At 36.2% G+C, this 16,954-nt stretch carries 17 protein-coding genes; all 17 read left to right on the top strand.

Annotation, left to right across the window (positions count from 1 at the left end; genetic code table 11):
* Positions 1–3: 3 nt before the first annotated feature.
* The 17 genes from efp to hisIE all read left to right on the top strand — a co-directional run bounded on the left by efp (position 4) and on the right by hisIE (position 16,861).
* Positions 4–570, top strand: coding sequence for an elongation factor P (gene efp / locus GUB10_RS01585; RefSeq protein WP_193709687.1), 567 nt, complete (start codon positions 4–6; stop codon positions 568–570).
* 133 nt (positions 571–703) lie between these two features.
* Entirely contained in the window at positions 704–1,633 is a 930-nt protein-coding gene (locus tag GUB10_RS01580) for a UDP-3-O-(3-hydroxymyristoyl)glucosamine N-acyltransferase (RefSeq protein WP_193709686.1), read from the top strand.
* 7 nt (positions 1,634–1,640) lie between these two features.
* Positions 1,641–2,036 (top strand): nuclear transport factor 2 family protein, encoded by a 396-nt coding sequence (locus GUB10_RS01575; protein WP_193709685.1) that lies wholly within the window; start codon positions 1,641–1,643, stop codon positions 2,034–2,036.
* A 137-nt stretch (positions 2,037–2,173) separates the two neighbouring features.
* Positions 2,174–3,049: a succinate--CoA ligase subunit alpha gene (gene sucD, locus GUB10_RS01570; protein WP_193709684.1), complete on the top strand. Its 876-nt coding sequence runs from the start codon at positions 2,174–2,176 to the stop codon at positions 3,047–3,049.
* 130 nt (positions 3,050–3,179) lie between these two features.
* Positions 3,180–3,926 (top strand): 3-oxoacyl-[acyl-carrier-protein] reductase, encoded by a 747-nt coding sequence (gene fabG / locus GUB10_RS01565; RefSeq protein WP_193709683.1) that lies wholly within the window; start codon positions 3,180–3,182, stop codon positions 3,924–3,926.
* Between the two features lie 77 nt (positions 3,927–4,003).
* The gene (locus tag GUB10_RS01560) at positions 4,004–6,031 is read left to right on the top strand and encodes a VWA domain-containing protein (RefSeq protein ID WP_193709682.1); all 2,028 of its coding nucleotides are present in this window, start codon (positions 4,004–4,006) and stop codon (positions 6,029–6,031) included.
* 13 nt (positions 6,032–6,044) lie between these two features.
* Entirely contained in the window at positions 6,045–6,863 is an 819-nt protein-coding gene (locus GUB10_RS01555) for a prohibitin family protein (RefSeq protein WP_193709681.1), read from the top strand.
* A gap of 10 nt (positions 6,864–6,873) precedes the next feature.
* Positions 6,874–8,172: a serine hydrolase gene (locus GUB10_RS01550; RefSeq protein ID WP_193709680.1), complete on the top strand. Its 1,299-nt coding sequence runs from the start codon at positions 6,874–6,876 to the stop codon at positions 8,170–8,172.
* Positions 8,173–8,531: 359 nt separating this feature from the next.
* Positions 8,532–9,395, top strand: a complete 864-nt coding sequence (gene hisG, locus GUB10_RS01545; RefSeq protein ID WP_193709679.1) for an ATP phosphoribosyltransferase — start codon at positions 8,532–8,534, stop codon at positions 9,393–9,395.
* 1 nt (position 9,396) lies between these two features.
* Positions 9,397–10,680 (top strand): histidinol dehydrogenase, encoded by a 1,284-nt coding sequence (hisD, locus tag GUB10_RS01540; RefSeq protein WP_193709678.1) that lies wholly within the window; start codon positions 9,397–9,399, stop codon positions 10,678–10,680.
* 129 nt (positions 10,681–10,809) lie between these two features.
* Positions 10,810–11,856, top strand: a complete 1,047-nt coding sequence (hisC, locus tag GUB10_RS01535; protein ID WP_193709677.1) for a histidinol-phosphate transaminase — start codon at positions 10,810–10,812, stop codon at positions 11,854–11,856.
* 231 nt (positions 11,857–12,087) lie between these two features.
* Entirely contained in the window at positions 12,088–13,230 is a 1,143-nt protein-coding gene (gene hisB, locus GUB10_RS01530) for a bifunctional histidinol-phosphatase/imidazoleglycerol-phosphate dehydratase HisB (protein WP_193709676.1), read from the top strand.
* A gap of 174 nt (positions 13,231–13,404) precedes the next feature.
* Entirely contained in the window at positions 13,405–13,998 is a 594-nt protein-coding gene (gene hisH, locus GUB10_RS01525) for an imidazole glycerol phosphate synthase subunit HisH (protein ID WP_193709675.1), read from the top strand.
* Between the two features lie 12 nt (positions 13,999–14,010).
* Positions 14,011–14,328 (top strand): four helix bundle protein, encoded by a 318-nt coding sequence (locus tag GUB10_RS01520; protein ID WP_193709674.1) that lies wholly within the window; start codon positions 14,011–14,013, stop codon positions 14,326–14,328.
* A gap of 96 nt (positions 14,329–14,424) precedes the next feature.
* The gene (hisA, locus tag GUB10_RS01515; protein WP_193709673.1) at positions 14,425–15,162 is read left to right on the top strand and encodes a 1-(5-phosphoribosyl)-5-[(5-phosphoribosylamino)methylideneamino]imidazole-4-carboxamide isomerase; all 738 of its coding nucleotides are present in this window, start codon (positions 14,425–14,427) and stop codon (positions 15,160–15,162) included.
* Between the two features lie 53 nt (positions 15,163–15,215).
* Positions 15,216–15,971, top strand: coding sequence for an imidazole glycerol phosphate synthase subunit HisF (hisF, locus tag GUB10_RS01510; RefSeq protein ID WP_193709672.1), 756 nt, complete (start codon positions 15,216–15,218; stop codon positions 15,969–15,971).
* Between the two features lie 272 nt (positions 15,972–16,243).
* Entirely contained in the window at positions 16,244–16,861 is a 618-nt protein-coding gene (hisIE, locus tag GUB10_RS01505; protein WP_193709790.1) for a bifunctional phosphoribosyl-AMP cyclohydrolase/phosphoribosyl-ATP diphosphatase HisIE, read from the top strand.
* The last annotated feature ends 93 nt before the right edge of the window (positions 16,862–16,954 follow it).

Below are 16,954 nucleotides of genomic sequence, written 5' to 3'. Positions count from 1 at the left end.
TAAATGGCAAGTACAAGTGACATTAGAAACGGATTATGCATTCGTTACAACCACGATATTTATAAGATAGTTGAATTTTTACACGTAAAACCCGGAAAAGGTCCTGCTTTTGTACGTACCAAACTAAAAAGTGTAACTACAGGAAAAGTTGTAGAAAATACATTTTCAGCGGGACATAAGATAGACGATGTTCGTGTAGAAACTCATAAATTTCAGTATCTATATAATGATGATGAATTTTATCATTTTATGAATGTGGAGGATTACACTCAAATTCGTTTGGTGGAACAAGCTTTAGATCAACCTAAACTTTTAAAGGAAGGTGAAGTGGTTACAGTAATAATCAATACCGAAGATAATGCACCGCTTTCAGTAGAAATGCCTGCAAGTGTAATATTGGAAGTAACACATACCGAACCTGGTGTAAAAGGAAATACTGCCACCAATGCCACTAAACCGGCAACTGTAGAGACAGGTGCAGAGGTGAATGTTCCTTTATTTATAAATGAAGGTGATAAAATTAAAGTAGAAACAGATAAAGGAACTTATAAAGAAAGAATTAAAGAATAATTTTAGTCTTTCAAAAAGTTTTAGGCCAGACTGAACTTGTTTCAGCTTCTAGTTTGTTTAGATATTAAACGCTTAGACTCTGAGATAATCCCCAAATACTGGGGCAGGATGGCTAATTTTTTATAATTAGTATATGAAATTTCCCCAGGAACATAGCTTACAACAAATAGCAACTATTATTGATGCCGAGTATATTGGTGACGCTAATTTCCCGGTAACCGGGATGAATGAAATTCATGTGGTGACACCCGGGGATATTGTTTTTGTAGATCATCCAAAATATTACGATAAGGCTTTAAATTCGGCTGCTACTGTAATTTTGATTAATAAAAAATTAGCTTGTCCCGAAGGTAAGGCTTTGTTGATTTCAGAAGATCCTTTCTCCGATTTTAATAAGCTTACTCAGTACTTTAAACCTTTCAAAAAAGCTGATAAATCTATATCAGATTCGGCTCAAATAGGAAAGGGTACTCATATTCAGCCCAACACGTTTATTGGCAATAATGTAAGGATTGGCAGTAATTGCCTAATTCACTCAAATGTTAGTATATACGATAATACTATTATTGGAAATAACGTAATTATTCATTCCGGAACTGTTTTGGGAGGAGACGCTTTTTATTATAAAACAAGACCAGAAGGCTTTGATAAATTAAGATCTGGTGGACGCGTAATAATAGAAGATAATGTTGAAATTGGAGCTAATTGCACTATAGATAAAGGTGTTACCGGAGATACTACCATAAAAGAGGGTACTAAGCTTGATAACTTAATACAGGTTGGCCATGATACGGTTATTGGCAAAAGATGTCTTATTGCCAGTCAGGTAGGGATTGCCGGGGCAGTAATTATCGAAGACGAGGTGACCGTTTGGGGGCAGGTAGGAATGCGTAGCGGAATTACCGTAGAAAAAGGTGGTGTTCTTATGGGGCAGGCCGGTATTACAAAATCTACTAAAGCAAACAAAGTATATACAGGAAACCCAGCGATGGAAGCCAGGGCTAAATTAAAAGAATTGGCGCTTTTAAAGCAATTACCTAAATTGCTTGAGAAATTAAAATAATAAATTTATGGGCGTACAAAGTAAAGAGATTGTTGAGAATTTTTATATATCCCTATTTAAAGACGAAAAAGGAGCTCTAGACAATTACTTACATCCCAATGTAAATCTTTCCTGGTACGGTACCACCGGATTTAAAAAGCTGGATTTCGACAAAATATTAGAGCTTAGGGATAATCTAGGAAAGAGCTTCGAATCGCTTAAGGCCGAAGTGGAAAAGATTGTCGAAGAAGACAATCAAATAGCCATACACTTTACCTACCATGTAAAAACAATAGAAAATCCCGACGAAGAAATGCCACTGGCCCACTTTATGGCTATTTGGGAATTAAAAGATAACAAACTTCTTAAGGGTGTTCAAATTTCACAACTGGGTGAAGAAATAGACGGTAGTCCATGGACTTAATTTTGAGTTCTCAAATAATCTGATTTTTAGGCTTGAATTTTACTTAATTTTAAGATTAAAGCCTTAATAAACTTCATAAATCACTTTATCTTTCATTTTTAAAAACTTACTTTTGTAATCGCAAAATCAAAAAAAATATGAGCGTTTTAGTCAATAAAGATTCAAAAATAATAGTTCAGGGATTTACCGGTAGCGAAGGTACTTTTCACGCTGAACAAATGATAGAGTATGGAACCAACGTGGTTGGAGGTGTAACTCCTGGTAAAGGAGGTCAAAAACACCTTAATAAGCCTGTTTTCAATACGGTATCTGATGCTGTTGAAAAAACTGGAGCCGATGTTTCTATAATTTTTGTACCACCAGCTTTTGCAGCAGATGCTATTATGGAAGCAGCAGATGCCGGAATAAAAGTAATTATCACGATTACCGAAGGTATTCCGGTGGCAGATATGGTAAAAGCTTACGATTATATTCAGGATAGAAATTGCCGTTTGGTAGGGCCTAACTGTCCAGGTGTAATAACTCCCGGAGAAGCAAAAGTTGGTATTATGCCAGGTTTTGTTTTCAAAAAAGGTAAAGTAGGGATTGTTTCTAAATCTGGTACTTTAACTTATGAAGCTGCAGATCAGGTAGTAAAACAAGGTCTTGGAATCACAACTGCAATTGGTATAGGGGGAGATCCAATTATTGGAACAACCACCAAAGAAGCTGTAGAATTATTGATGAACGATGAGGAAACCGAATGTATTGTAATGATCGGTGAAATTGGAGGTCAATTAGAGGCAGATGCCGCAACCTGGATTAAAGAAAATGGAAACAAAAAACCGGTTGTAGGTTTTATAGCCGGAGAAACAGCACCTGCTGGCCGTACTATGGGACATGCAGGAGCTATTGTAGGTGGAAGTGAAGATACTGCACAAGCAAAGAAAGCTATTCTTAAAGAAAATGGAATTCATGTAGTAGATTCACCGGCAGAAATTGGGAAAAAAGTAGCCGAGGTAATGAAGGGCTAAAACCTTCCTAAATCATATTGAAATCCTCCTGTATTTAGTGTTTCACCAAATACAGGAGGATTTTTTATTTCTTGGTATTAGCTTTTGTTATATTTGAAACTGTTTAATTAACATCAATCTTTTTATAAATATGAAATTATTAGAAGGGAAAAATGCCATAATAACCGGTGGTAGCCGTGGAATAGGCAAGGGAATTGCTAAAGTTTTTGCCCAGCACGGTGCTAACGTAGCTTTCACTTATAATTCTTCAGCTGAGTCTGCCAATGCATTGGCAGACGAATTGGGCGAATTGGGGGTAAAAGCCAAAGCCTATCAATCTAACGCAGCGAGTTTTAAAGAAGCCGAACAACTTATAAAAGATGTAGCCGAAGATTTTGGGGTTATAGATATTCTGGTAAATAATGCAGGTATCACAAAAGATAATCTCCTTATGCGAATGAGCGAAGAAGATTTTGATAAGGTTATTGAAGTAAACCTAAAGTCGATCTTTAATATGACCAAAGCTGTTCAACGTACCATGTTAAAACAGCGTAAGGGAAGCATTATTAATATGAGTTCTGTAGTAGGTGTAACCGGTAACGCGGGTCAGGCAAATTACGCTGCTTCAAAAGCCGGAATTATTGGTTTTTCTAAATCTATGGCTCAGGAACTTGGTTCAAGAAATATTAGAACCAACGTTATTGCCCCCGGATTTATAGAAACAGAAATGACTCAAAAGTTAGACGACAAAGTAGTTGATGGCTGGAGACAGGCAATTCCTTTAAAAAGAGGTGGAAGCCCAGAAGATATAGCTAACGCCTGTGTGTTTTTAGGGAGCGATTTAAGTGCTTATGTTACCGGGCAGGTACTTCACGTAGATGGGGGGATGCATACATAGGTAGGTTAGAAGTTAAGAGTAATTAGTTATTAGAACTTTTAACTTTTACCCGAAAAGGATTAACTATCTTCACTTTAATGGAGTTATCTAAAATTTTACTTATCGCCCTGGCTGCATTTATTGCGCTGGGGTTTGCTTTTTTTCAATACCTGTATAAGTCTAGAAAAAGAGATAGGGATACTTATATTCTTTTTTCACTACGCTTTTTTTCGGTTTTTATAATTCTTTCGCTGCTTATTAACCTTAAAATTGGTTTTACCAGCTATAAGTTAGAAAAACCTATGCTTATTTTGTTGGCAGACGATTCCTGCTCTATAAATCATCTTAAGCAGGAAGATAGCCTTAAACTTATACTGGAAAGCTTTAAGTCTAACGAAAAATTAAGTAAACGTTTTGATCTCGTTCAGTATAACTTCGGAAAAGAACTCAAATCGGGCGATATTAATGACTTTAAGGATACTGAAACCAATATTTTTTCGGCATTAGAAGGGGTTGAAGCACTTTCTAAAGAAAGGAAATCGGTTATTGCACTAATATCCGATGGAAATCAAACCTCCGGTCGTAATTTTGAATACTTCAATTCTAAAAATACAGAAATTTACCCCCTTGTAATTGGCGATACCACACAATATCCCGATCTGGAATTAACCAGGTTAAACCTAAATAATTACGCATTTTTGGATAATCGTTTTCCGGTAGAAGCCTTTATTTCATACTCGGGAGAAGATGCGGTAAATACCAGGTTTGTTATTAAAGAAAACGAAAAGGTCATTTTCTCTGAAGAGGTTTCGTTAGATAACGAAAATAGTTCTGTAATAATTCAGGCTCAACTCCCCGCCACAAATTTAGGAGTACTTTCTTATAAAGCTGAAATTGCGCCTTTGGCAACCGAAAAAAACCAGGCGAACAACATTAAAAGTTTCGCGATAGAAGTAATTGATGAGCGTACTGAAATTTTGCTGCTAAGTGCTATGTCGCATCCAGATTTAGGAGCCATTAAAAAGGCTGTAGAAACCAACAAGCAACGGCAGCTTGCCATTAAGTATATTGGTGAAAATGACCTTAACCTGGAAGACTATCAGTTAGTAATATTATACCAGCCCAATGCTGGCTTTTTATCTGTCTTTGAAGAGTTGAAGAAGAATAACCAAAACTATCTTCTTATTACCGGCACAAAAACCAATTGGAATTTTATAAATAATATTCAGGATTTTATAATAAAAGATTTTACGAATCAAAATCAGGAAATATTCGCGGTGAGAAATCCAAATTTTAACCAGTTTCAATTTGAAGATGCTGTTTTTTCAAATTTCCCCCCGCTTGAAGATAAGTTTGGTAATATTGAGCTTGAAAGTAATAGTATTGAAAGTATTTATTTTCAGGAAATTGAAAATGTAGAAACCACACAACCTTTATTGGCTATACAGGGCAATGCACAGCGTAAAATAGGCTATATTTTTGGAGAAAATATCTGGCGTTGGCGTTCGGCTAGCTTTTTGGAAGATAAATCTTTTGAAGCTTTTGATAATTTCTTCGGAAAACTGGTTCAAAACCTGGCCTCTACAAAGCAACGAGAGCGATTAACTTTAGATTACGAGTCTTTTTTTTATGAAAATGAATCGGCTATAATTAATGCAAATTTTTTCGATCAAAACTATCAGTTCGATCCAAAGGCTAACTTACTAATTACGGTAGAAGATTCTTTAAACAGCTTTGAGTCCCAATTTATCTTAAAAAATAATACCTACCAGGTAGATTTAGGTGGTTTACCACCAGGTACTTATACTTTTCAGGTTAACGAAGCAGAAACCGGGCTTTCTCGTTCGGGAAGTTTTGAAGTAATAAGTTATAATATTGAGCAAAAATTTATTTCAGCTAACAAAAATGCAATGCAGGCCTTAGCTGAAAATTCTGGAACTAGGATTTTTTACCAAAATCAAACGCAAGAATTTATAAATAGGCTTTTAAATGCCGATAAATACAAGCCTGTTCAAAAAAGCCAACAAAAAGACGTACCTTTGATAGACTGGTTTTACCTTCTATTTCTGCTGGTTTTAATACTGGCAATAGAATGGTTTTACAGAAAATATAAAGGATTAATTTAAATTTAATTTATATATGGAAAGATTACCCAAGCTTGGAGTTCCTATTCTTATAGGAATCGTTATTTTAATAATTTTTGTCGCAAAATCTACCGTTACAATTGGTTCTGGTGAGGCAGGGGTTTTGTATAAAACCTTTGGAGGTGGTGTGGTTACCGATGAACCGCCTTTAAATGAAGGTTTTCACCTTGTAGCACCCTGGAATAGAGTATATGTTTATGAAGTAAGGCAACAATCTTTAGAAGAAAAAATGCAGGTTTTAAGTTCTAATGGTCTTGAAATTAAGCTAGATGCTTCTACCTGGTTTCAACCTTCTTATGAGCAACTGGGAAAACTACATAGAGAAAAAGGCGAGCAATATATTCAGCGTTTACTTCAGCCCGCAGTTAGATCGGCCGCAAGGGCGGTGGTAGGAAGGTATAATCCTGAGCAATTATATGCGAGTAAAAGAGAAGCGATTCAGAAAGAAATTTTAGAAGAAACTCAAATTTTACTTAGAGATCAATATGTGCAGGTAAATGAAGTTTTGGTGCGAGATGTATCCCTTCCGCCAAATATTAAAGATGCAATTGAGCGTAAACTACGCCAGGAGCAAGAATCTTTGGAATACGAATTTCGTTTAACTAAAGCTGAGCAAGAAGCTGAAAGACAGCGTATTGATGCTGAAGGTAAAGCACGAGCCAACGATATCTTGAATGCCTCTTTAACCCCAAATATCCTGAAAGAAAAAGGAATTCAGGCAACGCTGGAGCTGGCCAGATCGGGTAATTCTAAAACCGTGATTATAGGTTCGGGTGAAGATGGAATGCCTTTAATTTTAGGTGGAGGAAATTAAAATAATGAAAATGAAATCTATTTTCTTAAATTTTGCAAGGCTTTCTATTTTTATAGGAAGCCTTGCTGTTTTTGCCCAAACCACTTCGGTTACCAATTCCGGGACACTTCAATCAGCTAATCCTGTTGAAGTAGGAATATCTTCAGAAAGAATACAGAAAATTGAAGAGATGCTTCAATTTGCCATAAATGAAAATCAAATACCGGGTGCAGTTGCCCTAATTGCCCGTGACGGTAAAATTGTTTTTCATAAAGCCTATGGAGATGCAAATGCATCGGGAAAAGAACTTGAAAAAGATGCGATTTTTAGATTGGCTTCACAAACAAAAGCCATAACGGCTACCGCGGTTATGATGCTATGGGAGGAAGGGAAGTTTCGTTTAGACGATCCTATTTCTAAGTATATTCCCGAATTCGAAAATCCGGTAATTTTAAAAGATTTTAACGAAGCAGACAGTAGTTACACCTCGACACCGGCTAAAAATGAAATTACTATTCGGCATCTCTTAACGCATACTTCAGGCTTGGGTTATGGAAGGATAGATGGTGACCAGCGTATGAAGAAAATTTACTCCAGGGCAGGAATAGTCGAGTTATTTACCGAAGAAGACATTAGCATTGGTGAAAATATAAAGAAAATGGCCGCTTTGCCCTTACACCATGAACCCGGTGAAAAATTTACATATAGTGTAGGGTTAGATGTTTTGGGTTATTTTATCGAGGTAATTTCAGGGCAGGATTTTGATACATTTCTGAAAGAAAGAATTTTTGATCCCCTACAAATGAACGACACAAGATTTTATCAGCCTTCATCAAAAAAAGATCGTCTGGTGGCGATTCAGCATAGAAAAGATGGCAAATGGACAAATTTTCCGAATACATTTTATAATACGAATTATCCATTAACAAAAGATGGCACTTATTTTTCAGGTGGTGCAGGGCTATCGGGTACGGCAAAAGATTACGCCAAATTTCTTCAAATGTATTTAAATGGAGGGGAGTATAATGGTACTCGTTTGTTAAGCCGAAAAACAGTAGCTATTATTATGGGGAACCAGGTTGGGGAAAAGTTTAATTTTCCGAATCAGTATTACGGTCTTGCTTTTGGCGTGGTAACAGAAACAGGAGAAATAACCGGAGGGCAGGGAAGTGCCGGTACTTTCGATTGGGGTGGCTATTTTAACACGCAGTATTTTGCCGATCCCCAGGAGCAGGTAATCGGTATTTTGTTGAAGCAAACACGGGGAAATACCGGCGATGAAACCGCCTGGAAATTCAGGCAAATGCTTTTTAGTGCTATTGATGATTAATTTGAAATTCGAGAATTAATTATATTGTTTTAGACAAAAATTTATAAAAAATAAGAAAGCTGTTTTGCAGTTTAAAATTTATATTTAGATTTGTAATCACAATGAAGAATTTTCAATTACATCACCATCATATTTATTACTGCGCTCAGGCGAGGTAAATTTGGTGTGTTGTAATTTTCAGCATATTTAAAACCCGTTTGAGCTATTCAAACGGGTTTTTTTATTGGCACCGCCAAAGGGTGTAATACCCCGAGGCTTGCCTCGAAATTAAAAATTTGTTTCCAACGAATGCCTCGTGGGCTTGCCCCGAGATAGTTTACTTTATAACCAACAACTAAAGCGTAAAAGAAATTTAAAAAATGAGTCAGGAAAAATTAAGGATTGCTATTCAAAAATCGGGTAGATTAAATGAAGATTCCCTCAAGATACTGAAAGATGCCGGTATTTCTATAGATAATGGAAAAGAACAACTTAAAGCTTCATCACGTAACTTTCCGTTAGAGGTAATGTATCTTAGAAATGGTGATATACCACAGTATTTAAGAGATGGAGTGGTTGATGTAGCCATAATTGGCGAGAATGTGCTAATTGAGAAAGGAAAAGATATTATTCAGGGTGAAAAACTTGGGTTTTCAAAATGTCGTGTTTCTTTGGCTGTGCCAAAATCTATGAAGTACAATAGCCTTAAAGATCTTGACGGCAAAAAAATTGCCACTTCTTATCCTAACACGGTAAATGAATTCCTGGAGAAGAAAGGTATTACAGCCGAACTTCATATCATTAATGGTTCGGTAGAAATAGCTCCTAATATTGGGTTAGCCGATGGTATTTGTGATATTGTTTCCAGCGGTAGCACTTTGTTTAAAAACGGATTAAAAGAGGTAGAAATTATGTTGAAGAGTGAAGCCGTGCTCGCTATTTCTCCTGAAATTTCAGAAGAACGACAGCAAATTCTAGAGAGATTGCAATTTAGATTGAAATCGGTTTTAAATGCGCGTACTTCTAAATATATTTTACTGAATGCTCCCAATGAAAATTTAGAAAAGATCATCGAATTACTGCCTGGAATGAGAAGTCCTACAATTCTTCCGCTTGCCGATGAAGGCTGGAGTTCTATTCATACCGTGATTAATGAAGAACGTTTCTGGGAGGTAATAGATGAATTAAAACAAAATGGTGCCGAAGGTATTTTAGTTGCACCTATAGAAAAAATGGTACTTTAAGATGGAAAAATTTTATAATCCTGCTAAGTCTGAATGGGCCAAAATTTTAAAAAGGCCTACGCAAACTATAGAAGATATTGAAGAAACCGTAAACCAGGTTTTTAGTGAAGTAAGAACAAAAGGGGACACCGCAGTATCAAAATATACCGAACTTTTTGATGGAATAAATCTTTTGCAAACAAAAGTTACACAAGAAGAAGTAACTACTGCTGCCGCTAAGGTTTCCAACGAATTGAAAGATGCTATCAAATTGGCTAAAAGCAATATCGAAAAATTTCATGCTGCACAGAAAACCGATAGAATAGAGGTTGAGACAACTAATGGAGTAAAGTGCTGGCAGGAAAAAAGGGCTATTCAAAAAGTTGGATTATATATCCCGGGTGGAAGTGCTCCTTTATTTTCTACAATTTTAATGTTGGCTACTCCTGCAAATATTGCCGGCTGTGAAGAAGTTGTACTGTGTACGCCGCCAGATAAAAATGGAAATGTACATCCAGCCATTTTATATACCGCAGAATTATGTGGTGTGACTAAAATATATAAAGTTGGTGGGATTCAGGCAATTGCTGCAATGACATTTGGTACCGAAACCATCCCAAAGGTCTATAAGATTTTTGGTCCCGGCAATCAGTTTGTTACCGTGGCGAAACAATTGGCAACTCGTTATAATGTGGCTATAGATATGCCGGCAGGCCCTTCTGAATTACTTGTTTTAGCCGATGATTCTGCCAATGCAGCTTTTGTTGCCTCAGATTTGTTAAGCCAGGCCGAGCACGGGGCAGATAGCCAGGTAGTGCTTGTTTCCAACTCTAAAAGTTTAATGGAAGAGGTAGAGAAGGAAGTAACCAATCAATTAGCAGTTTTACCAAGAAAGGATATTGCTGAAAAGGCCATAGCCCACTCCAGGCTAATATATGTTGAAAAAGAGAAAGATGCTCTGGATTTAATTAATGAATATGGCCCGGAACACTTTATTATTTGTACGACTAACGAAAGTTTTTTCACCGAAGGTATTCAGAATGCAGGTTCGGTTTTTATAGGAAATTTTACTCCCGAAAGTGCCGGAGATTATGCTTCGGGAACCAACCATACCCTGCCCACAAATGCTTATGCCAAACAATATAGCGGAGTGAACTTAGATAGTTTTATGAAGAGTATGACTTTTCAAAAAATATCTGAAGAAGGTATTCGCGAAATTGGTTCTGCCATTGAGTTAATGGCAGAAGCCGAAGGTTTGGCAGCCCATAAAAATGCGGTGAGCTTACGATTAAAAGAATTAAAGTAATACTAAAAATATCTTCATTCTGAATTTATTCTCTTCGTCACCCTGAACTTGTTTCAGGGTCTAAGATATAGACTGTTAGAACATATTAGATTCTGAAATAAATTCAGAATGAAGATTAAAGACCATTCAATGAATAAATTTAATATAAATAATCTGGTAAGGCCTAATGTGGCCGTTTTAAAGCCTTATTCTTCCGCCAGGGACGAATACCAGTCTACGGGTTCTGAAATGGTTTTTTTAGATGCAAATGAAAATCCGTTTCGAACCGATGTAAATCGGTATCCAGATCCGCAGCAACGTAACCTAAAGGCTGAATTGGCAAAATTAAAGGGTATTGTTTCAGAAAATATTCTACTGGGCAATGGAAGCGATGAAGTACTGGATTTGCTGTTTCGTGCATTTTGCGAGCCGGGAGATGATAATATAATTACCTTGCCTCCTACCTATGGTATGTACAAAGTACTGGCCAATATCAATAACATAGAGAATAGGGAAGTTTTGCTAAATTCAGATTTTGAACCTAATGTAACAGAGATTCTGAATTCGGTAGATCAAAATACAAAAATGATCTTTTTATGTTCTCCCAATAACCCTACGGGTAATTCATTTTCAGAAGAAAAGATTTTACAAATTCTGGAAAGTTTTAATGGTTTAGTGATTGTAGATGAGGCCTATATAGATTTTTCAGAAGAAAAAAGCTGGTTACATAAACTCGGGCAATATCAAAATCTGGTAGTTACCCAAACACTTTCTAAAGCATATGGTATGGCGGGAATACGCTTAGGAATTTGCTATGCTTCTACAGCAATTATTGAAATCTTAAATAAAATTAAACCTCCTTACAATGTAAATGAATTAACGCAAGTAAGGGCTTTAGATAGAGTGCTTAAAAAAGAGCAGATAGTTTCTGAAATAGCCGATTTAATTAAAGAAAGAACCCTCTTAAGTGAGGCTTTAGCTAATGTTGGGTTTGTTGAGAAAATATACCCATCTGATGCTAATTTTATTTTGGTAAAAGTAGATAATGCCAATAAAAGATATGGGCAATTGTTAGAAAAAGGAATAGTAATTAGAAACCGTACTACGCAACCGCTTTGCGAAAATACACTACGCTTAACTGTTGGAACCCAAGCGGAAAATAAAAAGTTAATAGAAGCTTTAAAGAGTATAGAATAATAAAAAGTATAGTTTTCGTCAAGCTGAACTTATTTCAGCTTCTAAGATACTCGATACCAAACAGCATAGATCCTGAAGTAAAATTAGGATGACGAATTAAGTAATTTTATAAAGCCTATTATTTGGCTGGTTAAATAACTCAGAGATATTAGTTTAAAGATTTGAAAATAAAAGATTTCCGCCTTTACTGAAATAAATTCAGCACAGGCTGCGGAAATTGCAAGGTAAGTTATGAAAAAAGTATTATTTATAGATCGTGATGGAACCCTAATTCACGAGCCGGAAGATTATCAGGTAGATTGTATTGAAAAATTAGAATTTTACCCTGAAGCTTTGTGCTATTTAAAAAAAATTGCTGAAGAACTGGATTTTAAATTGGTGATGGTAACCAATCAGGATGGCCTGGGCACAGATTCTTATCCGGAAAAAGACTTTTGGCCTATTCAAAATTTTATCATTCAAACTTTCAAAAATGAAGGCGTGGAGTTTAGTGAAATTTTAATGGACCGTACTTTCGCAAAAGATAATTCTCCAACCCGAAAACCTAATACGGGGCTTTTAGAAGGAAAGTATTTAAATAATGAAAAAGAATACGACCTAAAGAATTCTTTTATGATTGGCGATCGGCTTACAGATATTGAGTTTGCCTATAATTTTGGTGGAAAAGGTATTTTTATAGATACACATGAAGATTTGGCCACCGATGAAGTGAAGAATGACCAGGAGAAAGTTAAAGAAGCTATAGCTCTTAAAACCGATAGTTGGAAAGATATCTATGAATTCTTAAAGCTGAAGGATAGAAGGGCAGAAATTTCAAGGAAAACCAATGAAACCGATATCTTTATTCAACTAAATTTAGATGGAACCGGAAAATCTGATATTAGTACCGGAATTGCATTTTTTGACCATATGTTAGATCAGATAGCCCGTCACGGTCAAATGGATCTCACGGTTCAGGTAAAGGGCGATTTAGAGGTTGATGAACACCATACTATTGAAGATACCGCCATTGCCCTGGGAGAAGTTTTTAGCAAAGCTTTGGGCAATAAACTTGGTATAGAACGCTACGGATTTTGCTTACCTATGGACGATTGCCTGGCCCAGGTAGCTATAGATTTTGGCGGAAGAAATTGGATAGTGTGGGAAACCGAATTTAACCGTGAAATGGTGGGGAAAATGCCTACAGAGATGTTTTATCATTTCTTTAAATCTTTTACCGATGGTGCTAAGGCCAACCTAAACGTAAAAGCTGAGGGGCAAAATGAGCACCACAAAATTGAGGCTATATTTAAAGCTTTTGCCAAGGCAATTAAAGTGGCGGTAAAACGAGATGCCGAAAAAATGATTCTGCCATCAACCAAAGGAATGTTATAGTAAACTATTTCGAGGTAAGGCCACGAGGTATTCGTTGGAAACAAAATTTTAATTTCGAGGCAAGCCAGGGGGGGATTACACCCTTTAACGGAGCCAATAAATGACAGATATAAGTAGTGTGTTAAAAGATATGAAGAATCTCAATACATAGTACTTACTACTGAAAACTAAAATATGAAAATAGTAATAATAGATTACGGGGCGGGTAATATTCAAAGTATAAAATTTGCGATAGAGCGACTGGGTTACGAGGCGATTTTAAGTAGCGATGCCGCAGAAATTAAAACGGCAGATAAAGTGATTTTCCCCGGAGTAGGTGAGGCCAGCAGCGCAATGAAAATGCTAAAGTCTACCGGTTTAGATAAGCTAATTCCAACTTTAGAACAGCCGGTATTGGGAATTTGCCTTGGAATGCAGTTAATGTGTACATATTGCGAGGAAGGAGATACAGATGGCCTCGGAATTTTTCACGCCAACGTAGTGAAATTCGATAATAAATTAAAAGTTCCGCAAATTGGTTGGAATAAAATTTATGATCTAAAATCCCCATTGTTTAGCGGAATTTCAGAAGGAGAATTCGTGTATTTAGTACATAGTTTTTACGTTAAGGAATGTTCAGAAACCATATCATCCACTGAATACGGAGTAGAATATACCTCGGCAATTCAAAAAGATAATTTTTATGGAGTACAATTTCATCCCGAAAAAAGTAGTGACGCGGGCGAGAAAATTCTGGGGAATTTTTTGAAGTTAGAAATACGAAATTAAAAGTACGAAGTAATGAACGACTTAAAAAAAAGAACAAAACAGTTCGCATTAGATTGCTGGTTTTTCTGTAAAGAAATACCTTATTCCAGAGAGTATAATGCTTTTGCCAATCAACTCATCCGTTGTTCAAGTTCTGTGGGAGCAAATTATAGAGCTTCTCAACGTGCCAAATCTACTGCCGATTTTATAAATAAACTTAAAATCGTTGAAGAAGAAGCAGACGAGAGTATGTATTTTCTTGAATTATTTATGGAAATCATGAAAGGTAAAGACATTAAAAAAGCTCAAAACTTACACCGTGAAGCGGAAGAGATTTTGGCCATTAAGTAGCCTCAATAAATACAGCAAGACGAAAATAACAAAACAAGAAAACATAATTTTAATTTTTAATACTTCATATTTCAAACTTCTAACTTTGTACTTTAAATGAGAATAATTCCAGCTATAGATATTATTGAAGGTAAATGTGTTCGTCTTTCAAAAGGCGATTACAATACCAGGAAAATTTATAATGAAAATCCGCTAGAAGTAGCCAAAAACTTTGAGGCGCACGGGATTCAGTATTTACATTTGGTAGATTTGGATGGTGCTAAATCAAAAAATATTGTAAATCATAAAATTTTGGAAGAAATAGCTTCTAAAACCAGTTTAAAAATTGATTTTGGTGGCGGATTAAAAACCGATAAAGATTTACAAATTGCTTTTGAATGTGGCGCACAGCAAATAACCGGTGGTAGTATTGCTGTTAAAGATCCTGAAGTTTTTAAATCCTGGATTAAGAAATTTGGTCCTGAAAAAATAATCCTGGGAGCTGATGCCAATAACGAAAAAATTGCGGTTAGCGGCTGGCAGGAAGAATCTAATAAAGAACTCATTCCTTTTATTAGGGAATACCAGCAAGAAGGTATAAACTATGTGATTTGTACCGATATTTCTAAAGATGGGATGCTGGAAGGTCCTTCTTTTGAACTGTACCGCAGAATTCTGGAAGAAACTTCTTCAGACGATAAAAAGCTAAAACTTATAGCTTCAGGAGGAATTTCTACCTTTAGCGAATTACCCAAACTGGCTGAACTTGGTTGTGAAGGCACCATAATTGGAAAGGCAATTTATGAAGGTCGTATTCAAATGAAAGAATTGGAGAAGTTTATTTTAGAGAATTAAATGTACCCCGGTTACTTTCCCTTAAAAAAGAAAGGAACTTTAATACACAAACAATGCTTACAAAACGAATTATACCCTGCCTGGATATTAAAGACGGAAGAACCGTAAAAGGCGTAAATTTTATAGATTTAAGGGATGCCGGAGATCCGGTTGAACTAGCAGAAATCTACGCAAAATCTGGTGCAGATGAATTGGTTTTTCTTGATATTTCGGCTACGGAAGAAAAACGAAAAACCCTGGCCGATTTGGTGAGACGGGTTGCCGAAAAAGTTAATATTCCCTTTACCGTTGGTGGTGGAATTTCATCTGTAGAAGACGTGGATATTTTGCTTAAAAATGGAGCCGATAAAGTTTCCATAAATTCTTCAGCATTCAAAAAACCGGACCTAATTAACGAGCTTGCTGCTAAATTTGGGAGTCAATGTATTACCGTGGCTATTGACGCCAAACAGGTAAACGGTGAATGGTTAGTACACCTGGTAGGCGGAAAAGTGCCCACTGATGTAAATTTGTTTCAATGGGCAAAAGAAGTGGAAGAACGCGGAGCAGGAGAAATTCTATTTACTTCCATGAATAACGATGGAACCAAAGAAGGTTTCGCCAATAAAGCATTGGCAGTTTTATCTTCAGACTTAAATATACCCATAATCGCATCAGGAGGTGCGGGAACTATGCAGCATTTTACCGATGCTTTTATAAAAGGAAAAGCAGACGCCGCCCTTGCCGCTAGTGTTTTTCACTTTAAGGAAATTGAAATTAAAGACTTAAAAGAAGAACTTCGTAGAAATGGCGTGGAAGTTAGGCTTTAAATAATAGCAAGAAAAAAGAGAATAGAAGATAGAATAGAGAAACAAGCTTGATTATTGCTATATTTCGTAAAGCTGAACTTGTTTCAGCTTCTAAGTGGTTTAAAATAAAATATTGGATCCTGAAATTAATCCCGAAACTACGGTCTAAGATGATGTTTTTTAAAGCTTTTAAAAAAAGTTCCTATTCAAAAAAATATAATTAGATCTCGATAAAAATCGGGGCAGGCACTGAAAAGAAATTCAGGATGACATTTATAAAAAGAAAAGTAGACATGAATATAGATTTTAATAAGAATAACGACGGACTTGTACCGGCGATAATCCAGGACGCATCTACAAAAAAGGTACTGATGTTAGGGTATATGAATGAGGAGGCTTTTTTGAAAACAAATGAAACAAAAAAGGTTACTTTTTTTAGCCGGACTAAAAAGCGTTTATGGACAAAAGGTGAAGAAAGCGGTAATTACCTCCATTTGGTAGCTATTAAAAATGACTGTGATAACGATACCTTGTTAATCTCGGTGAACCCTGAAGGCCCAACCTGCCATAAGGGAACAGATACTTGCTGGGCTGAAGAAAATGAGCCCAATTTTGGATTTCTATCTCAATTAGAAGGAATTATCGCCAAGCGAAAAAGAATGAGCGAGGTAGAGCCCGGGTTACGTGAGGATAAAAATTCTTATGTGGTTTCCCTTTTTGATGAGGGAATGAATAAGATAGCTCAAAAAGTAGGCGAGGAGGCCGTAGAAACGGTTATTGAAGCGAAGGATAATAATGATGATTTGTTTTTAAATGAAAGTGCCGATTTGCTTTTTCATTATTTAATTTTATTACAGGCCAAAGGTTTTTCTTTAAAAGATATTGCCAACGTTTTAGAAAAGCGACATTAAATTTTCCATCTTCATAACCTAAAACATAAAAGCCAGCTAAAATAGCTGGCTTTTTAATGCATCGCACGAGGCAGTTTACTCAAAAAAGCCTAT

Source organism: Salegentibacter sp. BLCTC, assembly GCF_015143665.1.
Lineage (GTDB): Bacteria > Bacteroidota > Bacteroidia > Flavobacteriales > Flavobacteriaceae > Salegentibacter > Salegentibacter maritimus.
The sequence above is the reverse complement of the archived record's forward strand: the minus strand, read 5'-3'. Positions and strand labels throughout refer to the sequence as shown.